Source organism: Paraburkholderia xenovorans (assembly GCF_046030735.1).
Lineage (GTDB): Bacteria > Pseudomonadota > Gammaproteobacteria > Burkholderiales > Burkholderiaceae > Paraburkholderia > Paraburkholderia xenovorans_A.
The window spans coordinates 83,311-101,986 of record NZ_JAQQBV010000018.1 but is presented as its reverse complement, the minus strand read 5'-3'; the positions used below and the strand labels follow the sequence as shown (position 1 = coordinate 101,986).

Genomic DNA, 18,676 nt, shown 5'->3' with positions numbered 1-18,676 from the left:
CTGCCCCAACGGTGCGTCAGCCGGGCGAAGCCCCGGTGCAGGCGGTCGTCAGCGCCGATTTTTGCATTTTTACCGCGTGAAAGTGCAATGTGGGAAAAATATCGTGGGTGCGCCGCAGGCGACGCGAGATATTCATCGGAGGAAATCGCTGGCGGGGTCTCAAACCCCGGGTTCTGATCGCTGGACCGGCGTGAGCCGGCGCGGCAGGTGTTGACTTTCAGCCTCCCGCGCGCCGGGCCGCCGGTCACGTCTATCGCGATGATCTGTCTTTACGCTTTACGCGACGGTTTCCGCCGGCGCGTCGACCTCATCGAACTTGCCGCCCGTGTACAGATCGCGCGTCGACGGATCGTTGATCACCGTGTACGGAAAACCTTGCGGAATCGCGCTCACTTCGTCGAGGCGGGCAATCTGCTGCGGTGACAGCGTCACGTTTGCGGCGGCGAGATTGTTTTCGAGTTGAGCCAGCGAGCGCGGTCCGATGATCGGAAGCGAACCCTTGGCCGCCACCCAGGCAATCGCGATTTCGCTCGGCGTGACGCCCGCGTCATTCGCGACCGCAATCAGCGTGTCGAGAATGGCGGTGCGTTGCGGCGAGTTCTCAGCCTGAAAAACTTTGCCGCCGAACCCTTCCGCGCGGCCCTTCTCGCCCCGGCGATACTTGCCGGTCAGCATGCCGCCGCCGAGCGGCGACCACGCGACGACGCCCAGACCCAGCCCGCGTCCGGCCGGCAGAAGCTCCTGCTCGGTGCTGCGCTCGACGAGACTGTGCTCGACCTGCAGACCCGCGATCGGCGCGGCGCCGCGCAGTTCGGCAAGGGTCGCCGCCCGGGCCACGCGCCATGCTGGAAAATCGGACAGGCCCGCGTACAGGATCTTGCCGGCGCGCACGAGGTCGTCGAAACCGCGCACGATTTCCTCGACCGGCGTCACACCGTCGGACACGTGCGCCCAGTAGAGATCGATCCGGTCGGTCTTGAGCCGCTTCAGGCTCGCCTCGACCGACGCGACCATCGCCTTGCGGCTATTGCCCGTGACGAGGATGCCGGAATCCGGCTGCGAGCGCATCGTGAACTTGGTGGCGAGCACGAAATCTTCGCGCCGTCCTTCGAGCAGATCGCCGAGGATTTCCTCGGACTCGCCGAACTGATAGCCATTGGCCGTATCGATGAAATTGCCGCCTGCGTCCGCGTACGCGTTGAAGATCCGGCGGACCTCGTCGAGCTCCGCGCCATGCCCCCAGCGCGTGCCGAAATTACCCGCTCCCAGCACCAGTTCGGAGACCCGCAGGCCGCTATGCTTGCCAAAAAGTTTGTAACGCATGAATCGTACTCCTTAGTGTGAATATCGAATTCGACATGAATTCGAACGATCAAACGGGACGATCTAACTAGCTTCCGCTTCGGTGCTGCCGTCGCGATTGAGAAGACTGCCGGTGGCGGAATCGAGTATCTGTCTGGAAAGATTTTCGTCCTTGACCAGGCGGGATAGCACGAGCGCACCCACCATTGTGGAAAGGACGGCGGCGGGGTCGCTCTGCGCGCCGTGGGGGGGAGAGCTTTGTATCGCTGCGTCGAGTATCTGCAGATACGACTTGATACTCGCTTCGAAAGTCTGGACCAGTGCAGGGCTGTGCCGTGCGGCATCGGGGCCGACTGCCGCGAAGAGGCAGCCTTCACCAACATTGTCGCGATGCTCGCAAGACAGGTACTGGCCGACGATGCTGGCAAGCGGGTCGTCGGCGCCGCTCTCGACTACGCTCGCCATTTTTTCGCTGCTCTCGGCGAGCACGCGTTCGCAGGCCTGAACCGCCAGATCGTCTTTCGAGCGGAACTGTTTGTAGAAGCCGCCTTGCGTCAGACCGGCCGCACCCATCAAGTCATTCAGGCCTATGCCGTCGAAACCATGCTCGCGAAACAGCCGGCCGGCCGCCTCGATGACGGCGCGGCGGTTCTCTTCCGCCTGTGCACGACTGACCCTCATGACGCTCCCCATTGATTCGATCTGGTTTTATTATATGGTGATCGCAATCTAACTGCAATGGAGGGGTGACTTCGACGCGGGAGGATTCAGGCGCAGATCTCCCAGCTCCGCTATGCGGCCTGAAAGAAATAGGCCCCAGAAGAAGCCCATTCACGCATATAAGCTAAGCACGAAATATTGGTTGCCAGCGAGCGCAACTCCGCTAAGGTGACGAGTTTGCATGCCGATCCACGCATGCGTCATCACATTCCGAACGTCATGCAGCACAACGCCGACAAGTTAGCCGACTGGCTGCTCTCCAGCCTCGAACTGAAGAGCACGGTTTTTCACGTCGGACAATACTGCGGCACCTGGCAGGCGTCGACTGCCGGACGTCAGCGCGCGAGCTTTCACGTGGTGCTGCACGGCGACTGCTGGCTGCATCTCCCGGCCGCTGCGGAGCGCCATGCGCACAGCCTGCATCTGTCGCACGGCGACGCGGTGTTCCTGCTGCGCGACATGCCGCATTGTCTTTCCCCCGACCCACGCCCGCCCGCGAGCGGCCACGAGAGCGCGCGCTTCGGCACGATGTCGCCGCTGCTGGCCGCGCCGGCCGATTCGTCGACGGGTATGAACGCCAATAGCAGCAGTGTCGGCATCGCCTGCGGATTCTTCGAATTCAGCTCCGCACTCGACGACATGCTGCTCAGCCTGTTGCCGGATTTCATCGTCGCGCGGCGCAATCATCCGTCGCTCGACGGCGCACGCGCCATTTTCGACCTGATCCGCGCCGAAGCGCTGCGCGACGCGCCGATGCCGTCGCCGGTCATCGCGCGTCTCACCGATCTGCTGTTCGTGTACGCGCTGCGCTCGCTCGGCGCGCGCGACGAAGTCGCCCCGTGCTTCTGGTCGCTAATGCGGCGGCCGGAATTCGCGCCGCTCGTCACCGCGATCATCGAGGCGCCGGCCGAGCGCTGGACCACCGAGACGATGGCGCACTTCGTCCATATGTCGCGAGCGCGCTTCTGCAAACAGTTCGTCGACATCTCCGGTCAGCCGCCCGCGCAATTCGTCACGCTGATCCGGATGAAACTGGCCGCGGCGATGCTCAGAAGCGGCGCCCGCACGCCGGACGCCGCCGAACGGGTCGGCTACCAGTCGGAATCCGCGTTCTCGCAGGCATTCAAACGTGTCACAGGCATTCAACCGGGTGCGTGGCGGCGCGCGTCCATCGCGCACGATTCCGGCAACCTGCAGGTTTCAGCCGATGCAACAAGCTCCGCCGCGCTGCATTGACCGCGCTACGCGCACGCCGCCGCGCCGAGACAAACTCGCAGAAATCGCAGACAGCGGCGCATTGTGCGGCCCCCTTCCGGCCACCACAATGGGCACCTATCTGTGAGGAACCGACATGAGCCGTCTACCGCTGCACACCCTCGACAGCGCGCCCGAAGCGAGCCGCCCCTACCTCGAACGCGCACAGGCCAACAATGGCTTCCTGCCGAATCTGGTCGCGTCGCTCGCGAACGCGCCGACCGCGCTCGAAACCTATCTGACCGTCGCCGAGATCAATGGCCGCAGCGGTCTGACGCTCGCTGAACGCGAGGTGGTGCAGATCACCGCGGCGGGCATCCACGGCTGCGGATTCTGCGTCGCGGGTCACACGGCGGTTGCGCTGAAGAAGGCCCAACTCGCGCCCGAACTGGTCGAAGCGATTCGCGAGCAGCAGCCGCTGTCCGATGCGCGCCTGGATGCCGTCGCGATCTTCACGCGCGCGGTGATCGCCGCACGCGGCGCGGTGTCCGACGATGCGCTCGCCGCCTTCCGCGCGGCCGGATTCAGCGACGCCAACGCACTCGAAGTCGTGCTCGGCGTAAGCCTCGCCACGCTGTGCAACTTCGCGAACAATCTCGCGCAGAACGAACTCAATCCGCAACTGGCCGCTTATCGCTGGGAAGCGGGCGCGCACGCCGCATGAAAACGCTGCCGCTGACTACCACGGCGCCCGACCTGGCAAGCTGGCTCGACGCCAACGCCGAGGCGATCGATGCCGGCCAGGATCTCGCGCGCGAGATCCTGCCGCGGCTCGGACGCGCAGGTCTGTTCCGGATCGGCGTGGCGGCGCATGAAGGCGGGGTGGACGGCACGACGGTCGATGCGATCGAAGCGGTCGCGAGCGTCGCCAGCCATTCGCTGACGGCGGCATTCGTGTTCTGGGGACAGCGCACGTTCATCGAATACCTGTTGCAGAGTCCGAACCAAGCGCTGCGCGCGCGCTGGCTGCCCACGTTGTTATCCGGCGAACTGGCCGGCGCGACGGGGTTGTCGAACGCGATGAAGTATCTGTCGAACATCGAGCCGCTGCGGATGAACGCGACGCCCCACTCCGGCGACGGAGCAAGCGCGGGCTGGAAGCTCGACGGCAAGCTGCCTTGGATCACGAACCTGCGCCGCGAGGGTTTCCTTGCCGCCGCCGCGTTCGACCACAGCGACGGCGCGCCGCCTTCGATTTTTGCGATTCCTCACGACGCAGCCGGCGTCGTGCGCAGCGACGATCTCGATCTGATCGCGCTGCGTTCGAGCAACACCGCCGCGCTTGCGCTGGAAGGCGCATGGCTCGACGCAAGCTGGCAGATCACCGCCGACGCGCCCTCTTTTCTCGCGCGCGTGCGCCCGGCTTTTCTCGGCCTGCAATGCGGGTTGTCGATCGGACTCGCGCGCCGCGCGCTTGCCGCCGTCGACGCCAGCAGCCCCGCCGCGCGTGAAGCCGTAGAGGACGAAGTCGCGCCGCTCGCGCACGAACTCGACGTGCTGACGAAGAGGTTGTTCGACGGCATTCAACACGGCACTTTCCTCGCGACGCCGGCCGCGCTGTTCGAAGTGCGGATCGGGCTCACCGCGGTGGTCGAGCAGGCAGCGCACCTCGAAGTCGTGACCGCAGGCGGGCGCGGTTATCTGCGCGGCCAGGGCGGCACCGCGCGACGCACTCGCGAAGCCGCGTTCGTGCCGATCGTCACCCCGAGCGTCGTGCAGTTGAAAAACCAGTTGGCGCAGCATCGACAGAACAAGGCCGCATGAGCTTGAACGACAGCATCGGCCAGCACGCACCGCGCGTGGACGTGCGCCAGGTCCGGCTCGGTTACGCGGGACGTCGCGTGCTGGACGGCATCGACTTCGACGTCCGCGCGGGCGAACTCGTTGCACTGCTCGGCCCGAGCGGCTGCGGGAAATCGACGTTGCTGCGTATCGTCGCCGGTTTGCAGCAGCCGGAATCCGGCGAGGTCGCCGTCGACGGCACGCCCGTGCGCGGCCCGCGGCCCGACGTCGCGCTGGCGTTTCAGGACCCGTGTCTGCTGCCGTGGTTGTCGGTAGAAAAAAATGTGGCGTTCGGGCTCGGCTTTTCGCGTCAACCGGATTTGCCGCGCAACGTGCGGCGCGAGCGCGTCACCACCGCGTTGAATCAGGTGGGACTCGCTCACGCCCGTCAGTACTCGCCCCGCCAGTTGTCGGGCGGCATGGCGCAGCGCGCGGCGCTCGCACGCTGTCTCGCCCGCAAACCGCGCACGCTGCTGCTCGACGAACCGTTCGGCGCGCTCGACGAAGTCACCCGCGCCGACATGCAGCAACTTCTCGTGGACGTGGTGCGCGAAACGGGCGCCGCCACCCTGCTCGTCACGCACGATATCGACGAAGCGCTGCTGGTGTCCAATCGCATCGTCGTGCTGGGCCATCGCGGCAAGCCGGTCCTGCAACTGAGCGTCGACATTCCGTCGCCACGCGACGCGCACCTCGAAGCGCTCGGCGCGTTGCGCATCCAGATTCTTCAGGCGCTGCGCGATCCAGTGCCACGTCCGGCCCTCGCCGCTTCCAACTAGAAGGCAAACCACGCATGTGCCAGCTTCCGATGTCCCGCCGCGAGTGGCTCAAGCTCGCTTCGATGTTCACCGTCGCCGGCGCCGCGCCGTTGCTCGGCACGCTCAACGCGCGCGCCGCCACGGACCCGAACGCGCCGGTGCGCATCGGCTATCTGCCGATCACCGACGCCACGCCGCTGCTGGTCGCGCATAACAACGGCTATTTCGAAGCCGCCGGCCTCGCCGTTGAAAAACCGACGCTGCTGCGCAGCTGGGCGCAACTCGTCGAGGCGTTCCTGTCGGGCCAGGTCAACGTCGTGCATCTGCTCGCGCCGATGACGATCTGGGCGCGCTACGGCGGCCAGGCGCCGGCGAAGGTGGTTGCATGGAATCACGTGAACGGCTCCGCGCTGACCGTGTCGCCGGATATCGACAAAGTCGCGGACCTCGCCGGAAAAACCGTCGCCGTACCGTTCTGGTATTCGATCCACAACGTGGTCGTGCAAGACCTGTTGCGTGCGCAAGGACTCGTGCCGGTCCTGAAGAAAGACGGCGACCTGAAGCCGAACGAAGTGAGGCTGGTGGTGATGTCGCCGTCCGACATGCCGCCTGCGCTCGCGTCGAAGCAGATTGCCGGGTTTATCGTCGCCGAGCCGTTCAACGCGGCGGCCGAGGGATTGAAAGTCGGCAAGGTGCTGCGTTTCACCGGCGACGTGTGGAAAAACCACGCGTGCTGCGTCGTGTTCATGCACGAGCGGGATCTGACCGAACGCGCCGCGTGGTCGCAGAAAGTCGTGGACGCGGTGGTCAAGGCACAGTTGTGGACTCGTGCTCATCCGCAGGAAGCGGCCCAGCTTCTGTCGAAGACCGGCCCGAACCATTACACGCCGCACACGGCCCAGGTATTGACCGACGTGCTCGCGCCCGCAGCCGGCGATCAGGGCCGCTATCTGGCCGATCGCGCGATCGTTCACGCGGACTGGCACGCGAAGCGGATCGATTTCCAGCCTTATCCGTATCCGGGGTACACCGAAGAACTCGTGCGGCGCCTGAAGTCGACACAACTCGAAGGCAACGCGCCGTTCCTGCCCAAACTCGATCCCGCTTTCGTCGCGCGCGATCTCGTGGACGACCGCTTCGTGAAGAACAGTATCCAGGCGGTCGGCGGCATGAAGGCGTTCGGCTTGCCTGACGGTTTTGCGCGCACGGAGACGATCGTTGTCTAGTCTGTCGACACGCGCCGCTGCCACGCCTGCCGCGACCTCTTCCCCACGCGCGGGCGGCGCCTCGTCGAACTGGTTGGCGCGCGCCGCGCTCGGACTGGCGGGGCTCGTCGGCGTCGTCGCGATATGGTGGTTGGCGATCACGCTGTTCGCCGCGCCCGGCACGCTCGCCGCACAATTTTCGCCGGCCCGTGCGGCGGCCACGCTGCCTTCGCTGATCACCGACGATCGTCTTGCCGTTCACATCGTTACGAGCTTGCGGCGCATCGCGATCGGTCTCATCTGGGCGCTGATCGTCGGCGTGCCGCTCGGCTTTCTGATCGGCCGTGTGAAAGCGCTCGATACGGCGCTGTCGCCCACGCTGCAATTCCTGCGCATGGTGTCGCCGCTATCGTGGATGCCGATTGCGGTGATGTCGCTCGGCGTCGGCGACCGCGCGGTGTATTTCCTGCTGGCGTTCGCCGCCGTGTGGCCTTTGATGATGAGCACCGCCGCCGGCGTCGCGCAGATCGACCGGCGCTGGTTGCAACTCGGCGAAAGTCTCGCGGCCACGCGCAGCGAAATGCTCTGGCACGTGTTCGTGCCCGGCATCGCCGCGCATGTGCTGACCGGCGTGCGGCTCGCAATCGGCATTCTGTGGATCGTGCTGGTGCCCGCGGAAATGCTCGGCGTGAGTTCCGGCCTCGGTTATCTGATTCTCGATTGCCGCGACCGTCTCGCATATTCCGAGTTGACCGCGGTGATTCTGGTGATCGGCGCGCTCGGGTTTCTGCTCGATTTCGCGGCGCGCGTCGCTTACCGGCGCTTCGGTGTCGGTAGGGTCGAGCAGGAGCGGTAGCAGCGCGGCGTAAAAGCCATGGTGCGCGCGCGGCCAACGCCATCCAACCTGTTCGTCAGTGACAACCCACCGCGCAGCCGAGCGCGCTGAACGCGCTGACAATCCCGACTCCCGCGCCGAGTCCGAAGGTTTCGAGTGAGCTTGCGCAGCCTTGCAGACCGAAGGTCAGCGCAAAGGCCACGGCGAACATGATTCGCCGCGCGCCGGTACGAATGATGCCGTGCTGGTTGCTGTGGGGCATGGTGCTTCCTTCCGCGTGAAATGGGTCGACCCAACCCGACTCGTTGCAGCGAGTTTAGCCAGCGTCCTTCCGCGCAAAAGACCCGAATACCGGGCAATAAAACCGTGCCACTTACCAAACTTTGCGTCCCTCACCGCGTGCAACATATGCCACCGGACAGGCCACCGGACGGCAGCGGTCATTTAGCGCGGAGTGCCGGTTTTCCCACATACCCGAACCTTACGTTCCGTTATGTTGGGTGCTCGGGCGCTCGAGGGAGATCGCGATGTCAGTCTATGTCGATGAAGGGTTCCGGCCCTGTGTCACCGAATGCGCGACCGTCGCGTTCCGGGTGTGTTTCGATGACCGCGCGTTGATCTTCGAAGTGAGTGCCGACGCATTGGTGACCTATTGCGGAGCGGCCAGCAAACGGCGCCGCGACCTGCTGGTCGCGTTCGAGGACGCGCAGTTCGAGATCTTGTCCGTGGCCGCGCGCAAAGGCGCGGCCAAACCGGATGAGCCCGTCGAGCCCGTGCGATTGGACCTCGACGAATTCAGAATGGTCAGACATTAATCGGCGTGTGAGCCCGGCTCGCTGAGCGCGGTGTTAATTGCATGCGGCACGCCGCGCGCCGCCATTAACCCACGTCGAGCACCAGAAGCTGCGCGCCATCCGCGACCTGATCGCCGACCGCATACAACACCTCCGACACCGTTCCCGCCGCCGGCGCACCAATCGTGTGCTCCATCTTCATCGCTTCCATCACGATCAGCGGCGTGCCTTTCTCCACCACTGCGCCTGGCTCGACCAGCACCGCGATCACCTTACCCGGCATCGGCGCGGTCAAACGGCCCTCGCCGCCTTCCACATCCGCTGCATGCGCGAGCAGGTTCTGCCACTCGAACGCGAGCGCTTCACCGAGGCAGAACACATGGAACGTATCGCCGTCGACGAACACGCGGCCCGTCACGCGCGCATCGCCGATGGTCGCGCGGAATGCGTGCTGGCCCGTGCCCTCCGACCAGTCGAAACTTTCGCGCACGCCGTCGTGCTCGAGCGTTTGTGTGCCGCCGTCGCGTGCGAACGTCACGGTAAACGCGCTTTCGTTGTCGTTGCTGCCGTGGTCGATTGCGCGCCAACCGAGGGTCTGTGTATAGCCGCTGTTCAGGCGCCAATGCGATAGCGCGTCCCACGGTGATGCGCCATGCGCGCTGCCGCCTTCGCGCGCGAGCAGCGCCGCGCAGGCGAGCGCCAGGGCTTCCCTGAACGGCTTTTTCACGGGCGCGAACAACGCGTCGTGATGCCGTTCGATCAAGCCGGTATCGAGATCGCCGCTCGCAAAAGGCTCGCTCGTGACGATTCGCTGCAGGAACTCGACATTGGTATGCGGGCCGACCACCTCGCACGCACGCAACGCGCGATTCAGCCGCGCCAGCGCTTCTTCGCGCGTCGCACCGTGGACGATCAGCTTCGCGATCATCGGATCGTAGAACGGTGTGATCGTATCGCCTTCGCGCACGCCGCTGTCGATCCGCACAGGCGCTTTGCGGCTCGATTCGCTCGAGGCCGAACCTTCCGCTCCGATCGCAAACTCCACGCCCTCAGGCATGCGCAGATGCTTCAACGTACCGGTAGACGGCAAGAAACCGCGCGCCGGATGCTCGGCATAGATCCGCGCTTCGATCGCATGACCATCGATCTTCAATTGCTGCTGCGTGAGCGGCAACGGTTCATCCGCCGCGACGCGCAGTTGCCATTCCACGAGGTCTTGCCCGGTCACCATTTCGGTGACCGGATGCTCGACCTGCAAGCGCGTGTTCATCTCCATGAAATAGAACTCGCCACCCGGCGTCATGATGAATTCGACGGTGCCCGCGCCGACGTAATTCACCGCGCGCGCGGCCGCCACCGCCGCCTCGCCCATCTCGCGTTTGATCTCGGCGGACAGGCCCGGCGCGGGCGCTTCCTCCAGCACCTTCTGATGACGCCGCTGCACCGAGCAATCGCGATCGAACAGATAAACTGCACTGCCATGACGGTCCGCGAAGACCTGCACTTCCACGTGACGCGGCCGCGTCAGATATTTTTCGATCAGCACGCGGTCGTTACCGAAACTGCTGGCCGCTTCCCGTTTGCACGAAGCCAATGCCGCCGCGAAATCCTCGCTGCGCTCCACCACGCGCATGCCCTTGCCGCCGCCGCCCGCACTCGCCTTCAGCAACACCGGATAACCGATCGCGTCAGCCTCGCGATGCAGCAGTTGCGGGTCCTGATCGTCGCCGTGATAGCCGGGCACGAGCGGCACTGCAGCCGCGTGCATCAGCGCCTTCGCGGCGGCCTTCGACCCCATCGCGGCAATCGCTTCGACCGGCGGTCCGATGAAGACGATGCCGGCCGCTTCGCAAGCCTGCGCGAAATCCTCGTTTTCCGACAGGAAGCCGTAGCCCGGATGCACGGCCTGCGCGCCGGTAGCGCGCGCCGCTTCGACGATACGTTCTGCACGCAGATAACTTTCAGCGGCCGTCGCGCCGCCGATGTGCACCGCTTCGTCGCACGCGGCGACATGCTTGGCGTTCGCGTCCGCGTCGGAATACACGGCCACGCTCGCGATGCCGAGCCGCTTGCAGGTCGCGGCCACACGGCACGCAATTTCGCCCCGGTTCGCAATCAGAATCTTGTTGAACATGAGGTGTCTCGATCAAGGGCCCCGATGTGTCGGATTAGGGGCGGTTGTTCTGGTGAAGGCGGACTAAGGCCCAATGTGTGTTGCCGCGCTAGTTGCGCCACGACGGCGTGCGTTTTTCGAGGAACGACGCGACGCCTTCGCGACCTTCCGCGCCGGCGCGCGTGCGCGCGATGCGCGCGGCCGTCTCTTCGATCAGCGCCGCGTTCAACTCGCGCCCGGCGACGTCCTGCACGAGTTGCTTGCACGCGCGCACCGCTTGCGGACCGTTCGCGCAAAGCGTGTCGGCGATCTGTCTCACGGTGGCATCCAGTTGCTCCGGTCCGACCATTTCAGCGACGAGCCCAAGACGCAACGCGGTCGCGCAATCGAACTGCTCGGCCGTCGTGAAGTAACGGCGCGACGCCTGCTCGCCCAACGCGCGAATCACATACGGCGCGATGGTGGCGGGAATCAACCCGAGCCGCGCCTCGGATAAACAAAAGCGCGCGCTCTCCACCGCCACGACGACATCGCACGCCGAGATCAAGCCCATCCCGCCCGCGTACGCATCGCCATTCACACGCGCGATCACCGGCTTGTTGCAGCGATAGATCGACGACAGCATGTTCGCCAGCAGCATCGCATCGGCGCGGTTCTCGTCGTCCGAGTAGCCGGCCATTTTCTTCATCCAGTTCAGATCGGCGCCCGCGCAGAACGCCTTGCCGTTCGCGGCGAGCACGATCGCGCGCACGTCGTCGCGCGTGTTCAGCGCTGTGAAGACCGCGGTCAGCTCCGCGATCATCGTTTCGTTGAACGCGTTGCGCACGTCCGGCCGGTTCAGCGTGACCGTGGCGATCTGAGCATCGAACGCGAGATTCAGCGTTTCGTATTGCATCTTCATGGCTCCTTGCGCATCGCGCGCTGTCACATTCTGAACACGCCGAAACGCGTTTCTTCGATCGGCGCATTCATCGCGGCGGACAGACCGAGACCGAGCACGTCGCGTGTTTGCGCCGGATCGATCACGCCGTCGTCCCACAGACGCGCGCTCGCATAGTAAGGATGCCCTTGATGCTCGTATTGATCGCGAATCGGCTGCTTGAATGCCTCTTCCTCTTCAGCGCTCCACGCGCCGCCCTTGGCTTCGATCCCGTCACGCTTGACGGTGGCCAGCACCGAAGCCGCCTGCTCGCCGCCCATTACCGAAATGCGCGCGTTCGGCCACATCCACAGAAAGCGCGGCGAATACGCACGGCCGCACATGCCGTAATTGCCCGCGCCGAACGAGCCGCCGATGATCACCGTGAACTTCGGCACCTTGGCTGTAGCCACGGCCGTGACCATCTTCGCGCCGTTACGCGCGATCCCTTCGTTTTCGTATTTGCGGCCCACCATGAAGCCGGTGATGTTCTGCAGGAACACCAGCGGAATCTTGCGCTGCGCGCACAGCTCGATGAAGTGCGCGCCCTTTAACGCCGACTCGGAAAACAGAATGCCGTTGTTCGCGACGATGCCGACCGGATGCCCCCAGATATGCGCGAAGCCGCACACGAGCGTGGTGCCGTAACGGGCCTTGAATTCGTCGAAAGCGGAATCGTCGACGATGCGCGCGATCACCTCGCGAATATCGAACGGTTTGCGCGTATCCACCGGAATCACGCCATACATGCTCTTCACGTCGTAGCGCGGCGGCTTCGGTTCCTGCAACACCAGCGGCGGCTGCTTCGCGCGGTTCAGATTGCCGACGATGCGGCGCGCGATCGACAACGCATGCGCGTCGTTCTGCGCGAGATGATCGACCACGCCGGACAGACGCGTATGCACGTCGCCGCCGCCGAGGTCTTCCGCGCTGACCACTTCGCCGGTCGCCGCTTTCACCAGAGGCGGGCCGCCGAGAAAAATCGTTCCCTGATTCTTCACGATGATCGATTCGTCGCTCATGGCCGGCACATAAGCGCCGCCCGCCGTGCACGAGCCCATCACGACCGCGATCTGCGGAATGCCCGCTGCGGACAGATTCGCCTGGTTGTAGAAGATGCGGCCGAAGTGATCGCGATCCGGGAACACGTCGTCCTGATTCGGCAGATTCGCGCCGCCCGAGTCGACCAGATACACGCACGGCAAATGATTTTCCGCGGCGATTTCCTGCGCCCGCACATGCTTTTTCACGGTGACGGGATAGTAAGTGCCGCCTTTGACCGTCGCGTCGTTGCAGACGATCACGCACTCCTGCCCGGCAATCCGGCCGATGCCGGTGACGACGCCCGCGCCCGGCGCGTCGTCGTTATACATGCCGTATGCGGCGAGTTGCGAGAACTCCAGAAACGGCGTGCCCGGATCGAGCAGTTTCTCGATGCGATCGCGCGGCAGCAATTTGCCGCGGCCCGTGTGTTTGTCGCGCGCCGCCTCGCCGCCGCCGAGCGACAGCTTCGCGATCTTCTCGCGCAGATCGGCGACCAGCGCTTCGAGCGCCGCCGCATTGGCGCGGAAATCGTCGGAGCGGGGATTCAGTTTTGATTCGATGATCGGCATTGAGTGGTTCTCCCGAGGCTCAAGCCGTTTCCGCAAACAGTTCGCGGCCGATCAACATGCGGCGGATTTCGCTCGTGCCCGCGCCGATTTCATAGAGCTTCGCATCGCGCCACAAACGGCCGACCGGATACTCGTTGATATAACCGTTGCCGCCGAGAATCTGGATCGCTTCGCCGGCCATCCACGTGGCTTTTTCCGCGGTATAGAGAATCACGCCCGCGCAATCCTTGCGCACCTGGCGCACGTGTTCCTTGCCGAGCGTGTCGAGTTGACGGCCCACCGCGTACAGATACGCGCGGCACGCCTGCAACGTGGTGTACAGATCGGCGACCTTGCCCTGGATCAACTGGAACTCGCCGATCGACTGGCCGAACTGCTTGCGATCGTGGATATACGGCACCACGGCGTCCATCACCGCGACCATGATGCCGGTCGGGCCGCCCGCGAGCACCGCGCGCTCGTAGTCGAGGCCGCTCATCAGCACCTTCACGCCGCCGTTCAGTTGACCGAGGATGTTTTCTTCGGGCACTTCGACGTCCTGGAAAACCAGTTCGCCGGTGTGCGAACCGCGCATGCCGAGCTTGTCGAGTTTCTGCGCGACCGAAAAGCCCTTCATGCCCTTCTCGACGATAAACGCGGTGATGCCGCGCGAATTCGCTTCCGGATCGGTTTTCGCGTAGACCACCAGTGTGTCGCAATCCGGTCCGTTGGTGATCCACATTTTCGTGCCGTTCAATACGTAGCGGTCGCCCTTTTTGTCCGCGCGCAGCTTCATGCTGACCACGTCGGAACCGGCGTTCGGCTCGCTCATGGCCAGCGCGCCGATGTGTTCGCCGGAGACGAGCTTGGGAAGATACTTCTGTTTTTGCGCGTCCGTGCCGTTGCGATGAATCTGGTTCACGCACAGATTCGAGTGCGCGCCATACGACAGACCGACCGAGGCCGACGCGCGCGAGATTTCTTCCATCGCGATCATGTGCGCGGTGTAGCCCATGTTCGCGCCGCCGTATTCTTCCGCGACCGTCATGCCGAGCACGCCCAGATCGCCGAATTTGCGCCACAGGTCCATCGGAAATTGATCCGTACTATCGATTTCCGCGGCGCGCGGGGCGATTTCCTTGGCCGCGAATCCCGCAATGCTGTCGCGCAACATTTCGATTTCTTCGCCGAGCGGGAATTGCAAACCGGGCAGATTGCTCATTGTCGTGTCTCCAGAGTTCGTTGACGGCCGGCCTGGGTGCGTGCCGGCGAGTCTGATGATTGCCGATGGGGCGATCGGGCCGACGGCACCGGCCTTGTGAGCCGATTCGCGACGCCGCCTTCGCGCAAACTTTCGCCGCGCACGAAGCGCCTTCGTTCAATGCCGCATTTCACGCCAGATTTACGTAAGCGTCAATAGGTATTTTTGAGTGTTACTCAGAAACTGGCGGATACGCTTACTGGAAAGGCTATAGCGTGATAGGATCGTCGTCACCGGTCGTATTGGCCTCACAAATCTGAACTCGACTCATATGACGGCAACGATGAACGCCGAGCTCCCCGCGTCGCGCCGCCAGCCGGCCGGACGCAAATCGCAACAGCGCGTGAAGGAGATTCTTCAGGCGGGTCGCGACGTGTTCTCCGAGAAGGGCTACGAGCGCGCGACGACCGCGGAGATCGCGCAGCGTCTGGGCATTTCGGAGGCGACCGTATTCAGCTATTTCCGCGGCAAACGCGAGTTGTGCGCGCGAGTGATCGGCGACTGGTACGACGAGATCATCGAAGCGATCGAAACCGGCTTACCGCGCGACGGCAATGTGCGCCAGCAGTTTGCGTTCATCGTGAGAACGCATTTGCGGCTGATGCTGGTGAACGGCACCGACCTGTGTGCGTTGGTGCTGTCCGAGGGCCGTGCGCGCCATCATGAATTGAGCGAAGCGCTCACCGACTTGCAGCGCCGCTATACGGCCCCGCTGATGCGCGTGCTGTCCCAAGGTCAGGAAGACGGCCAGATTCGCACGGACATGCCGTTGCGCCTGCTGCGCTCGATGGTCTTCGGTCCGATGGAACATGTGCTGTGGGACGCCACGCTCGCGAACCGGCATATCGACATCGACGCCACCGCCGATCAATTGATCGACGTGCTGTGGACCGCGCTCACGCCGCCGGCTGTCGCGGTGAACGCGTTGCAGCAGTTCCACCTGGAAGTGGCCGAAGCCACGCGGCGCTTCGAGCAGGCAGCGGCGCCACGCGCAACGCCGAAAGTCCGCAAGAAATAGCCGCGCCGATGCGCTACTCTAGTTCTCCCGGCGCAATCCACGAGGAGATCCGAGCATGCCATCGGCGAAAAGCGGCACCATCAGAATCGGTATCGGCGGCTGGACCTATGCGCCGTGGCGCGGCCCGTTCTATCCCGACGATCTCACGCAAAGCCGCGAACTCGAATACGCGAGCCGCCATCTCACGTCGATTGAAATCAACGGCACGTTCTACGGCTTGCAGAAACCGTCGAGCTACGAAAAGTGGTATCAGGAAACGCCGGACGATTTCGTGTTCTCGCTGAAAGCGCCGCGCTACTCGACCAATCGCAAGGTGCTCGCCGAGGCAGGCGAAACAATCGAGCGCTTTTTCGGCAGCGGCCTGCTGCTGCTCAAGCAGAAGCTCGGCCCCATCAACTGGCAGTTCGCGCCGACAAAAAAGTTCGACCCCGAAGACTTCGAAGCCTTCCTGAAACTGCTGCCCGCGAGCATCGAAGGACAAAAACTCAGGCATGCAGTCGAGGTCCGCAACGAGACCTTCAGGACGCCCGCGTTCATCGCGCTCGCCAGAAAATACAAGGTCGCGGTCGTGCTGGCGGCCGACAGCGAGTACCCGCAAATCGCGGATCTCACCGCGCCGTTCGTGTACGCCCGCATCATGGGCACCACCGACCAACAGACCAAAGGCTATTCGCCCCAGGCGCTCGACGCATGGGCCGAGCGGGCACGCCAACTCGCCGCCGGCACGACACCCGGCGATCTGGAAGCGGCGGCCGAGGCGCCTGCGAAAGCCGCTGCGCGCGATGTCTATCTATACGTGATCAGCGGCTTCAAGGAACGCAATCCGGCCGCGGCGATGGCGCTGCTCAAACGCATCTGATCGGTGTGAGCGCGACCGGACGGGCAAACGCGTCGGCGAACGTGGGGGAAACACGAAGCAAACACAAGGCGAGTGTCATAATCCCGGCTTCCGAAGAAAGCAACCATCCCTGCAATCAGGCCGCGAGGCCATTTCGACACCCAAGGTCCGGGAGAATATTTTGAGCGCCATCGACAATCCTCTGCACGATCAGGAAGTCGGCTCGGCCGACGCCACCCAGGACACCACGCGCATCGACGACGTTCGTATCGGCGCAGTCCGCCCACTCATCTCGCCCGCGCTGTTGCAGGACGAACTGCCCGTGCCGCTGCCGGTGCAAACGCTGGTCGAGAGAACCCGCGCGGAAATCGCCGACATCCTGCACGGCCGCGACGACCGGCTCGTGATGATCGTCGGCCCGTGCTCGATTCACGATCACGACCAGGCGATCGAATACGCGCGCAAGCTGAAAGTCGCGGCAGACCGCTATAAGGACGATCTGCTGATCGTGATGCGCGTGTACTTCGAAAAGCCGCGCACCACCGTCGGCTGGAAAGGCTATATCAACGACCCGCGGCTCGACGGCAGCTTCCGTATCAACGAAGGCTTGCGGCTCGCGCGGCAACTGCTGCTCGAGATCAACGGGCTTGGTTTGTCGACGGCGACCGAGTTTCTCGACCTGCTCAGCCCGCAATACATCGCGGATCTGATCGCGTGGGGCGCGATCGGCGCACGCACGACCGAGAGTCAGAGCCACCGCCAGCTCGCGTCGGGCCTGAGCTGCCCGATCGGTTTCAAGAACGGCACGGACGGCGGCGTGCAGATCGCCGCGGACGCGATCGTCGCCGCGCGCGCGAGCCACGCGTTCATGGGAATGACGAAGATGGGCATGGCCGCGATCTTCGAAACGCGCGGCAACGACGACGCGCACGTGATCCTGCGCGGCGGCAAGAAGGGGCCGAACTACGACAGCGCGTCGGTGGAGGCGACCTGTGCGGCGCTGCGCTCAGCGAATCTGCGTGAACAGGTGATGATCGATTGCTCGCATGCAAACTCGGGCAAGTCGCATTTGCGTCAACTGGAGGTGGTGCAGGATATTGCGCAGCAACTGTCCACGCGCGAGCGCCGCATTATCGGCGTCATGCTGGAAAGTCATCTGGAAGAAGGCCGTCAGGACCTGAAAGCCGGGGTGCCGTTGCGTCACGGCGTATCGATCACGGATGCCTGCGTGAGCTGGGTACAAACCGAACCGCTGCTCGACACGCTTGCCGAGGCGGCTCGCAAACGCCGCGCGGGTTGATCGGATCACTCGCCCGCACTGCACGCACCGCACGCGCCGCGCCAACCGCCGATTGCCTGCTTCACGGGGGTTGGGCAGCGCGTTGTTCCTCACGCCCGCTGCATCGCTCGTCGCGCATCGTGGCGACGTGCATCGATGCGCCAGCGTGAGTCGCGTTGCATGACGACGCTTTGACGCTTACGACGCGTTGACGGCTTCCTTGAACGCCTTGCCGGCAACGAACTTCACCGTCTTGGCAGCCGCAATCTGGATCTCGGCGCCGGTCGACGGATTGCGGCCGACACGTGCTGCACGCGCACCGGTCGAGAAAGAACCGAAACCGACCAGTTGCACCGTATCGCCGCCAACCACTGCCTTGGTTACCGCTTCGACGATTGCGTCGATGGTCTGGCCGGTGGCCGCTTTGCTTTCGCCCGTTTGTGCGGCGACCGCATCAATCAGTTCCTGTTTGTTCATAGCACATCCCGTATGGTAATCATGGAACCGGCGCCACATCTGTTGCGCCGGGACCGACACACTAACGCATAGGCGCGCATTCGCGCAAACCTTGCCTGTAAGGCTTGTATCACGCTTGCACCGGGGATTTGACGTTTTTTGAGGGCAAAGTGCCATAAGAATCGCGTGCTTAGGTGCGCAAGCCGTTTTACAGCCGCTCGCCGCGCTTCACAATCCGTTGCAATTTCAGTGATTTAGCGCCGTCCAGCCGAGTGCGGACGGGGGTTTGTCCTATCTCATGGCAAATGACGCAGGCCGCTTTGATCGCCCGCAGGAACAGCGCAACAAAAGAATTGAACATCTAAAAAAAAATCACATTTCGCCACACTGCGAAACGTTTAATCGCGTGAGCGAGTTTCAAACCGGTGAAAAACATCGCAGGGTCGCCGCTGATTATCGGGCCTCAATTGAATCGCCAGACCGCGATCCAGCACAAATGACTTGACATCGAATAACCGAGGTCGTATTTACCGGCTCTTCGACGCCGACC

19 protein-coding genes are annotated in these 18,676 nt (G+C 63.8%); 11 read left to right on the top strand and 8 right to left on the bottom strand.

The features are described 5' to 3' along the window. Positions 1-276 precede the first annotated feature (276 nt). Both PQQ51_RS19300 and PQQ51_RS19295 read right to left on the bottom strand, forming a co-directional pair. Positions 277-1,323 carry an aldo/keto reductase gene (locus tag PQQ51_RS19300; protein ID WP_408498401.1) on the bottom strand — a complete coding sequence of 349 codons (1,047 nt, stop codon included), beginning with the start codon at positions 1,321-1,323 and terminating at the stop codon, positions 277-279. 63 nt (positions 1,324-1,386) lie between these two features. After that, positions 1,387-1,995: a TetR/AcrR family transcriptional regulator gene (locus PQQ51_RS19295; RefSeq protein ID WP_408498400.1), complete on the bottom strand. Its 609-nt coding sequence runs from the start codon at positions 1,993-1,995 to the stop codon at positions 1,387-1,389. Between the two features lie 246 nt (positions 1,996-2,241). Here PQQ51_RS19295 and PQQ51_RS19290 point away from each other — a divergent pair, with 246 nt between their 5' ends. From PQQ51_RS19290 to PQQ51_RS19265, 6 genes are all read left to right on the top strand, one after another. Then, on the top strand, positions 2,242-3,258 hold the full coding sequence (locus tag PQQ51_RS19290) for an AraC family transcriptional regulator (RefSeq protein ID WP_408498451.1): 1,017 nt from the start codon (positions 2,242-2,244) through the stop codon (positions 3,256-3,258). Between the two features lie 115 nt (positions 3,259-3,373). After that, positions 3,374-3,940: a carboxymuconolactone decarboxylase family protein gene (locus PQQ51_RS19285; protein WP_408498399.1), complete on the top strand. Its 567-nt coding sequence runs from the start codon at positions 3,374-3,376 to the stop codon at positions 3,938-3,940. Further along, a complete protein-coding gene (locus PQQ51_RS19280; protein ID WP_408498398.1) occupies positions 3,937-5,040 on the top strand; it encodes an acyl-CoA dehydrogenase family protein in 1,104 nt (367 codons plus the stop codon). Before PQQ51_RS19285 ends, PQQ51_RS19280 begins: the two co-directional genes overlap by 4 nt. Beyond that, positions 5,037-5,837, top strand: coding sequence for an ABC transporter ATP-binding protein (locus PQQ51_RS19275; protein ID WP_408498397.1), 801 nt, complete (start codon positions 5,037-5,039; stop codon positions 5,835-5,837). Before PQQ51_RS19280 ends, PQQ51_RS19275 begins: the two co-directional genes overlap by 4 nt. 14 nt (positions 5,838-5,851) lie before the next feature. Continuing rightward, positions 5,852-7,042: an ABC transporter substrate-binding protein gene (locus PQQ51_RS19270; protein ID WP_408498396.1), complete on the top strand. Its 1,191-nt coding sequence runs from the start codon at positions 5,852-5,854 to the stop codon at positions 7,040-7,042. After that, a complete protein-coding gene (locus tag PQQ51_RS19265) occupies positions 7,035-7,877 on the top strand; it encodes an ABC transporter permease (RefSeq protein WP_408498394.1) in 843 nt (280 codons plus the stop codon). Before PQQ51_RS19270 ends, PQQ51_RS19265 begins: the two co-directional genes overlap by 8 nt. 55 nt (positions 7,878-7,932) lie before the next feature. Here PQQ51_RS19265 and PQQ51_RS19260 read toward each other — a convergent pair whose 3' ends face one another. Then, positions 7,933-8,118, bottom strand: coding sequence for a hypothetical protein (locus PQQ51_RS19260; protein WP_408498393.1), 186 nt, complete (start codon positions 8,116-8,118; stop codon positions 7,933-7,935). A gap of 265 nt (positions 8,119-8,383) precedes the next feature. On the opposite strand from PQQ51_RS19260, the gene PQQ51_RS19255 reads away from it, so the two are divergent. Further along, entirely contained in the window at positions 8,384-8,671 is a 288-nt protein-coding gene (locus PQQ51_RS19255) for a DUF1488 family protein (RefSeq protein WP_408498392.1), read from the top strand. Positions 8,672-8,735: 64 nt separating this feature from the next. Here the strand turns inward: PQQ51_RS19255 and PQQ51_RS19250 are convergent, their stop codons facing one another. The 4 genes from PQQ51_RS19250 to PQQ51_RS19235 all read right to left on the bottom strand — a co-directional run bounded on the left by PQQ51_RS19250 (position 8,736) and on the right by PQQ51_RS19235 (position 14,496). Further along, on the bottom strand, positions 8,736-10,784 hold the full coding sequence (locus PQQ51_RS19250; protein WP_408498391.1) for an acetyl/propionyl/methylcrotonyl-CoA carboxylase subunit alpha: 2,049 nt from the start codon (positions 10,782-10,784) through the stop codon (positions 8,736-8,738). Positions 10,785-10,872: 88 nt separating this feature from the next. Further along, positions 10,873-11,658 (bottom strand): enoyl-CoA hydratase/isomerase family protein, encoded by a 786-nt coding sequence (locus PQQ51_RS19245; protein WP_408498390.1) that lies wholly within the window; start codon positions 11,656-11,658, stop codon positions 10,873-10,875. Positions 11,659-11,687: 29 nt separating this feature from the next. Then, entirely contained in the window at positions 11,688-13,295 is a 1,608-nt protein-coding gene (locus PQQ51_RS19240; RefSeq protein WP_408498389.1) for a carboxyl transferase domain-containing protein, read from the bottom strand. Between the two features lie 19 nt (positions 13,296-13,314). Further along, a complete protein-coding gene (locus PQQ51_RS19235) occupies positions 13,315-14,496 on the bottom strand; it encodes an isovaleryl-CoA dehydrogenase (protein WP_408498388.1) in 1,182 nt (393 codons plus the stop codon). A 310-nt stretch (positions 14,497-14,806) separates the two neighbouring features. Between PQQ51_RS19235 and PQQ51_RS19230 the strand changes: the two genes are divergently transcribed. The 3 genes from PQQ51_RS19230 (at position 14,807) to PQQ51_RS19220 (ending at position 17,691) form a co-directional block, all read left to right on the top strand. Continuing rightward, complete coding sequence (locus PQQ51_RS19230) at positions 14,807-15,553, top strand: TetR/AcrR family transcriptional regulator (RefSeq protein ID WP_408498387.1); 747 nt, start codon at positions 14,807-14,809, stop codon at positions 15,551-15,553. Positions 15,554-15,608: 55 nt separating this feature from the next. Next, a complete protein-coding gene (locus tag PQQ51_RS19225) occupies positions 15,609-16,412 on the top strand; it encodes a DUF72 domain-containing protein (RefSeq protein ID WP_408498386.1) in 804 nt (267 codons plus the stop codon). A gap of 160 nt (positions 16,413-16,572) precedes the next feature. Beyond that, entirely contained in the window at positions 16,573-17,691 is a 1,119-nt protein-coding gene (locus PQQ51_RS19220; RefSeq protein WP_408498385.1) for a 3-deoxy-7-phosphoheptulonate synthase, read from the top strand. Between the two features lie 177 nt (positions 17,692-17,868). On the opposite strand, the gene PQQ51_RS19215 is transcribed toward PQQ51_RS19220, so the two are convergent. After that, positions 17,869-18,147, bottom strand: coding sequence for an HU family DNA-binding protein (locus PQQ51_RS19215; protein ID WP_408498383.1), 279 nt, complete (start codon positions 18,145-18,147; stop codon positions 17,869-17,871). A gap of 265 nt (positions 18,148-18,412) precedes the next feature. On the opposite strand from PQQ51_RS19215, the gene PQQ51_RS19210 reads away from it, so the two are divergent. After that, positions 18,413-18,631, top strand: a complete 219-nt coding sequence (locus PQQ51_RS19210; protein ID WP_408498382.1) for a hypothetical protein — start codon at positions 18,413-18,415, stop codon at positions 18,629-18,631. The last annotated feature ends 45 nt before the right edge of the window (positions 18,632-18,676 follow it).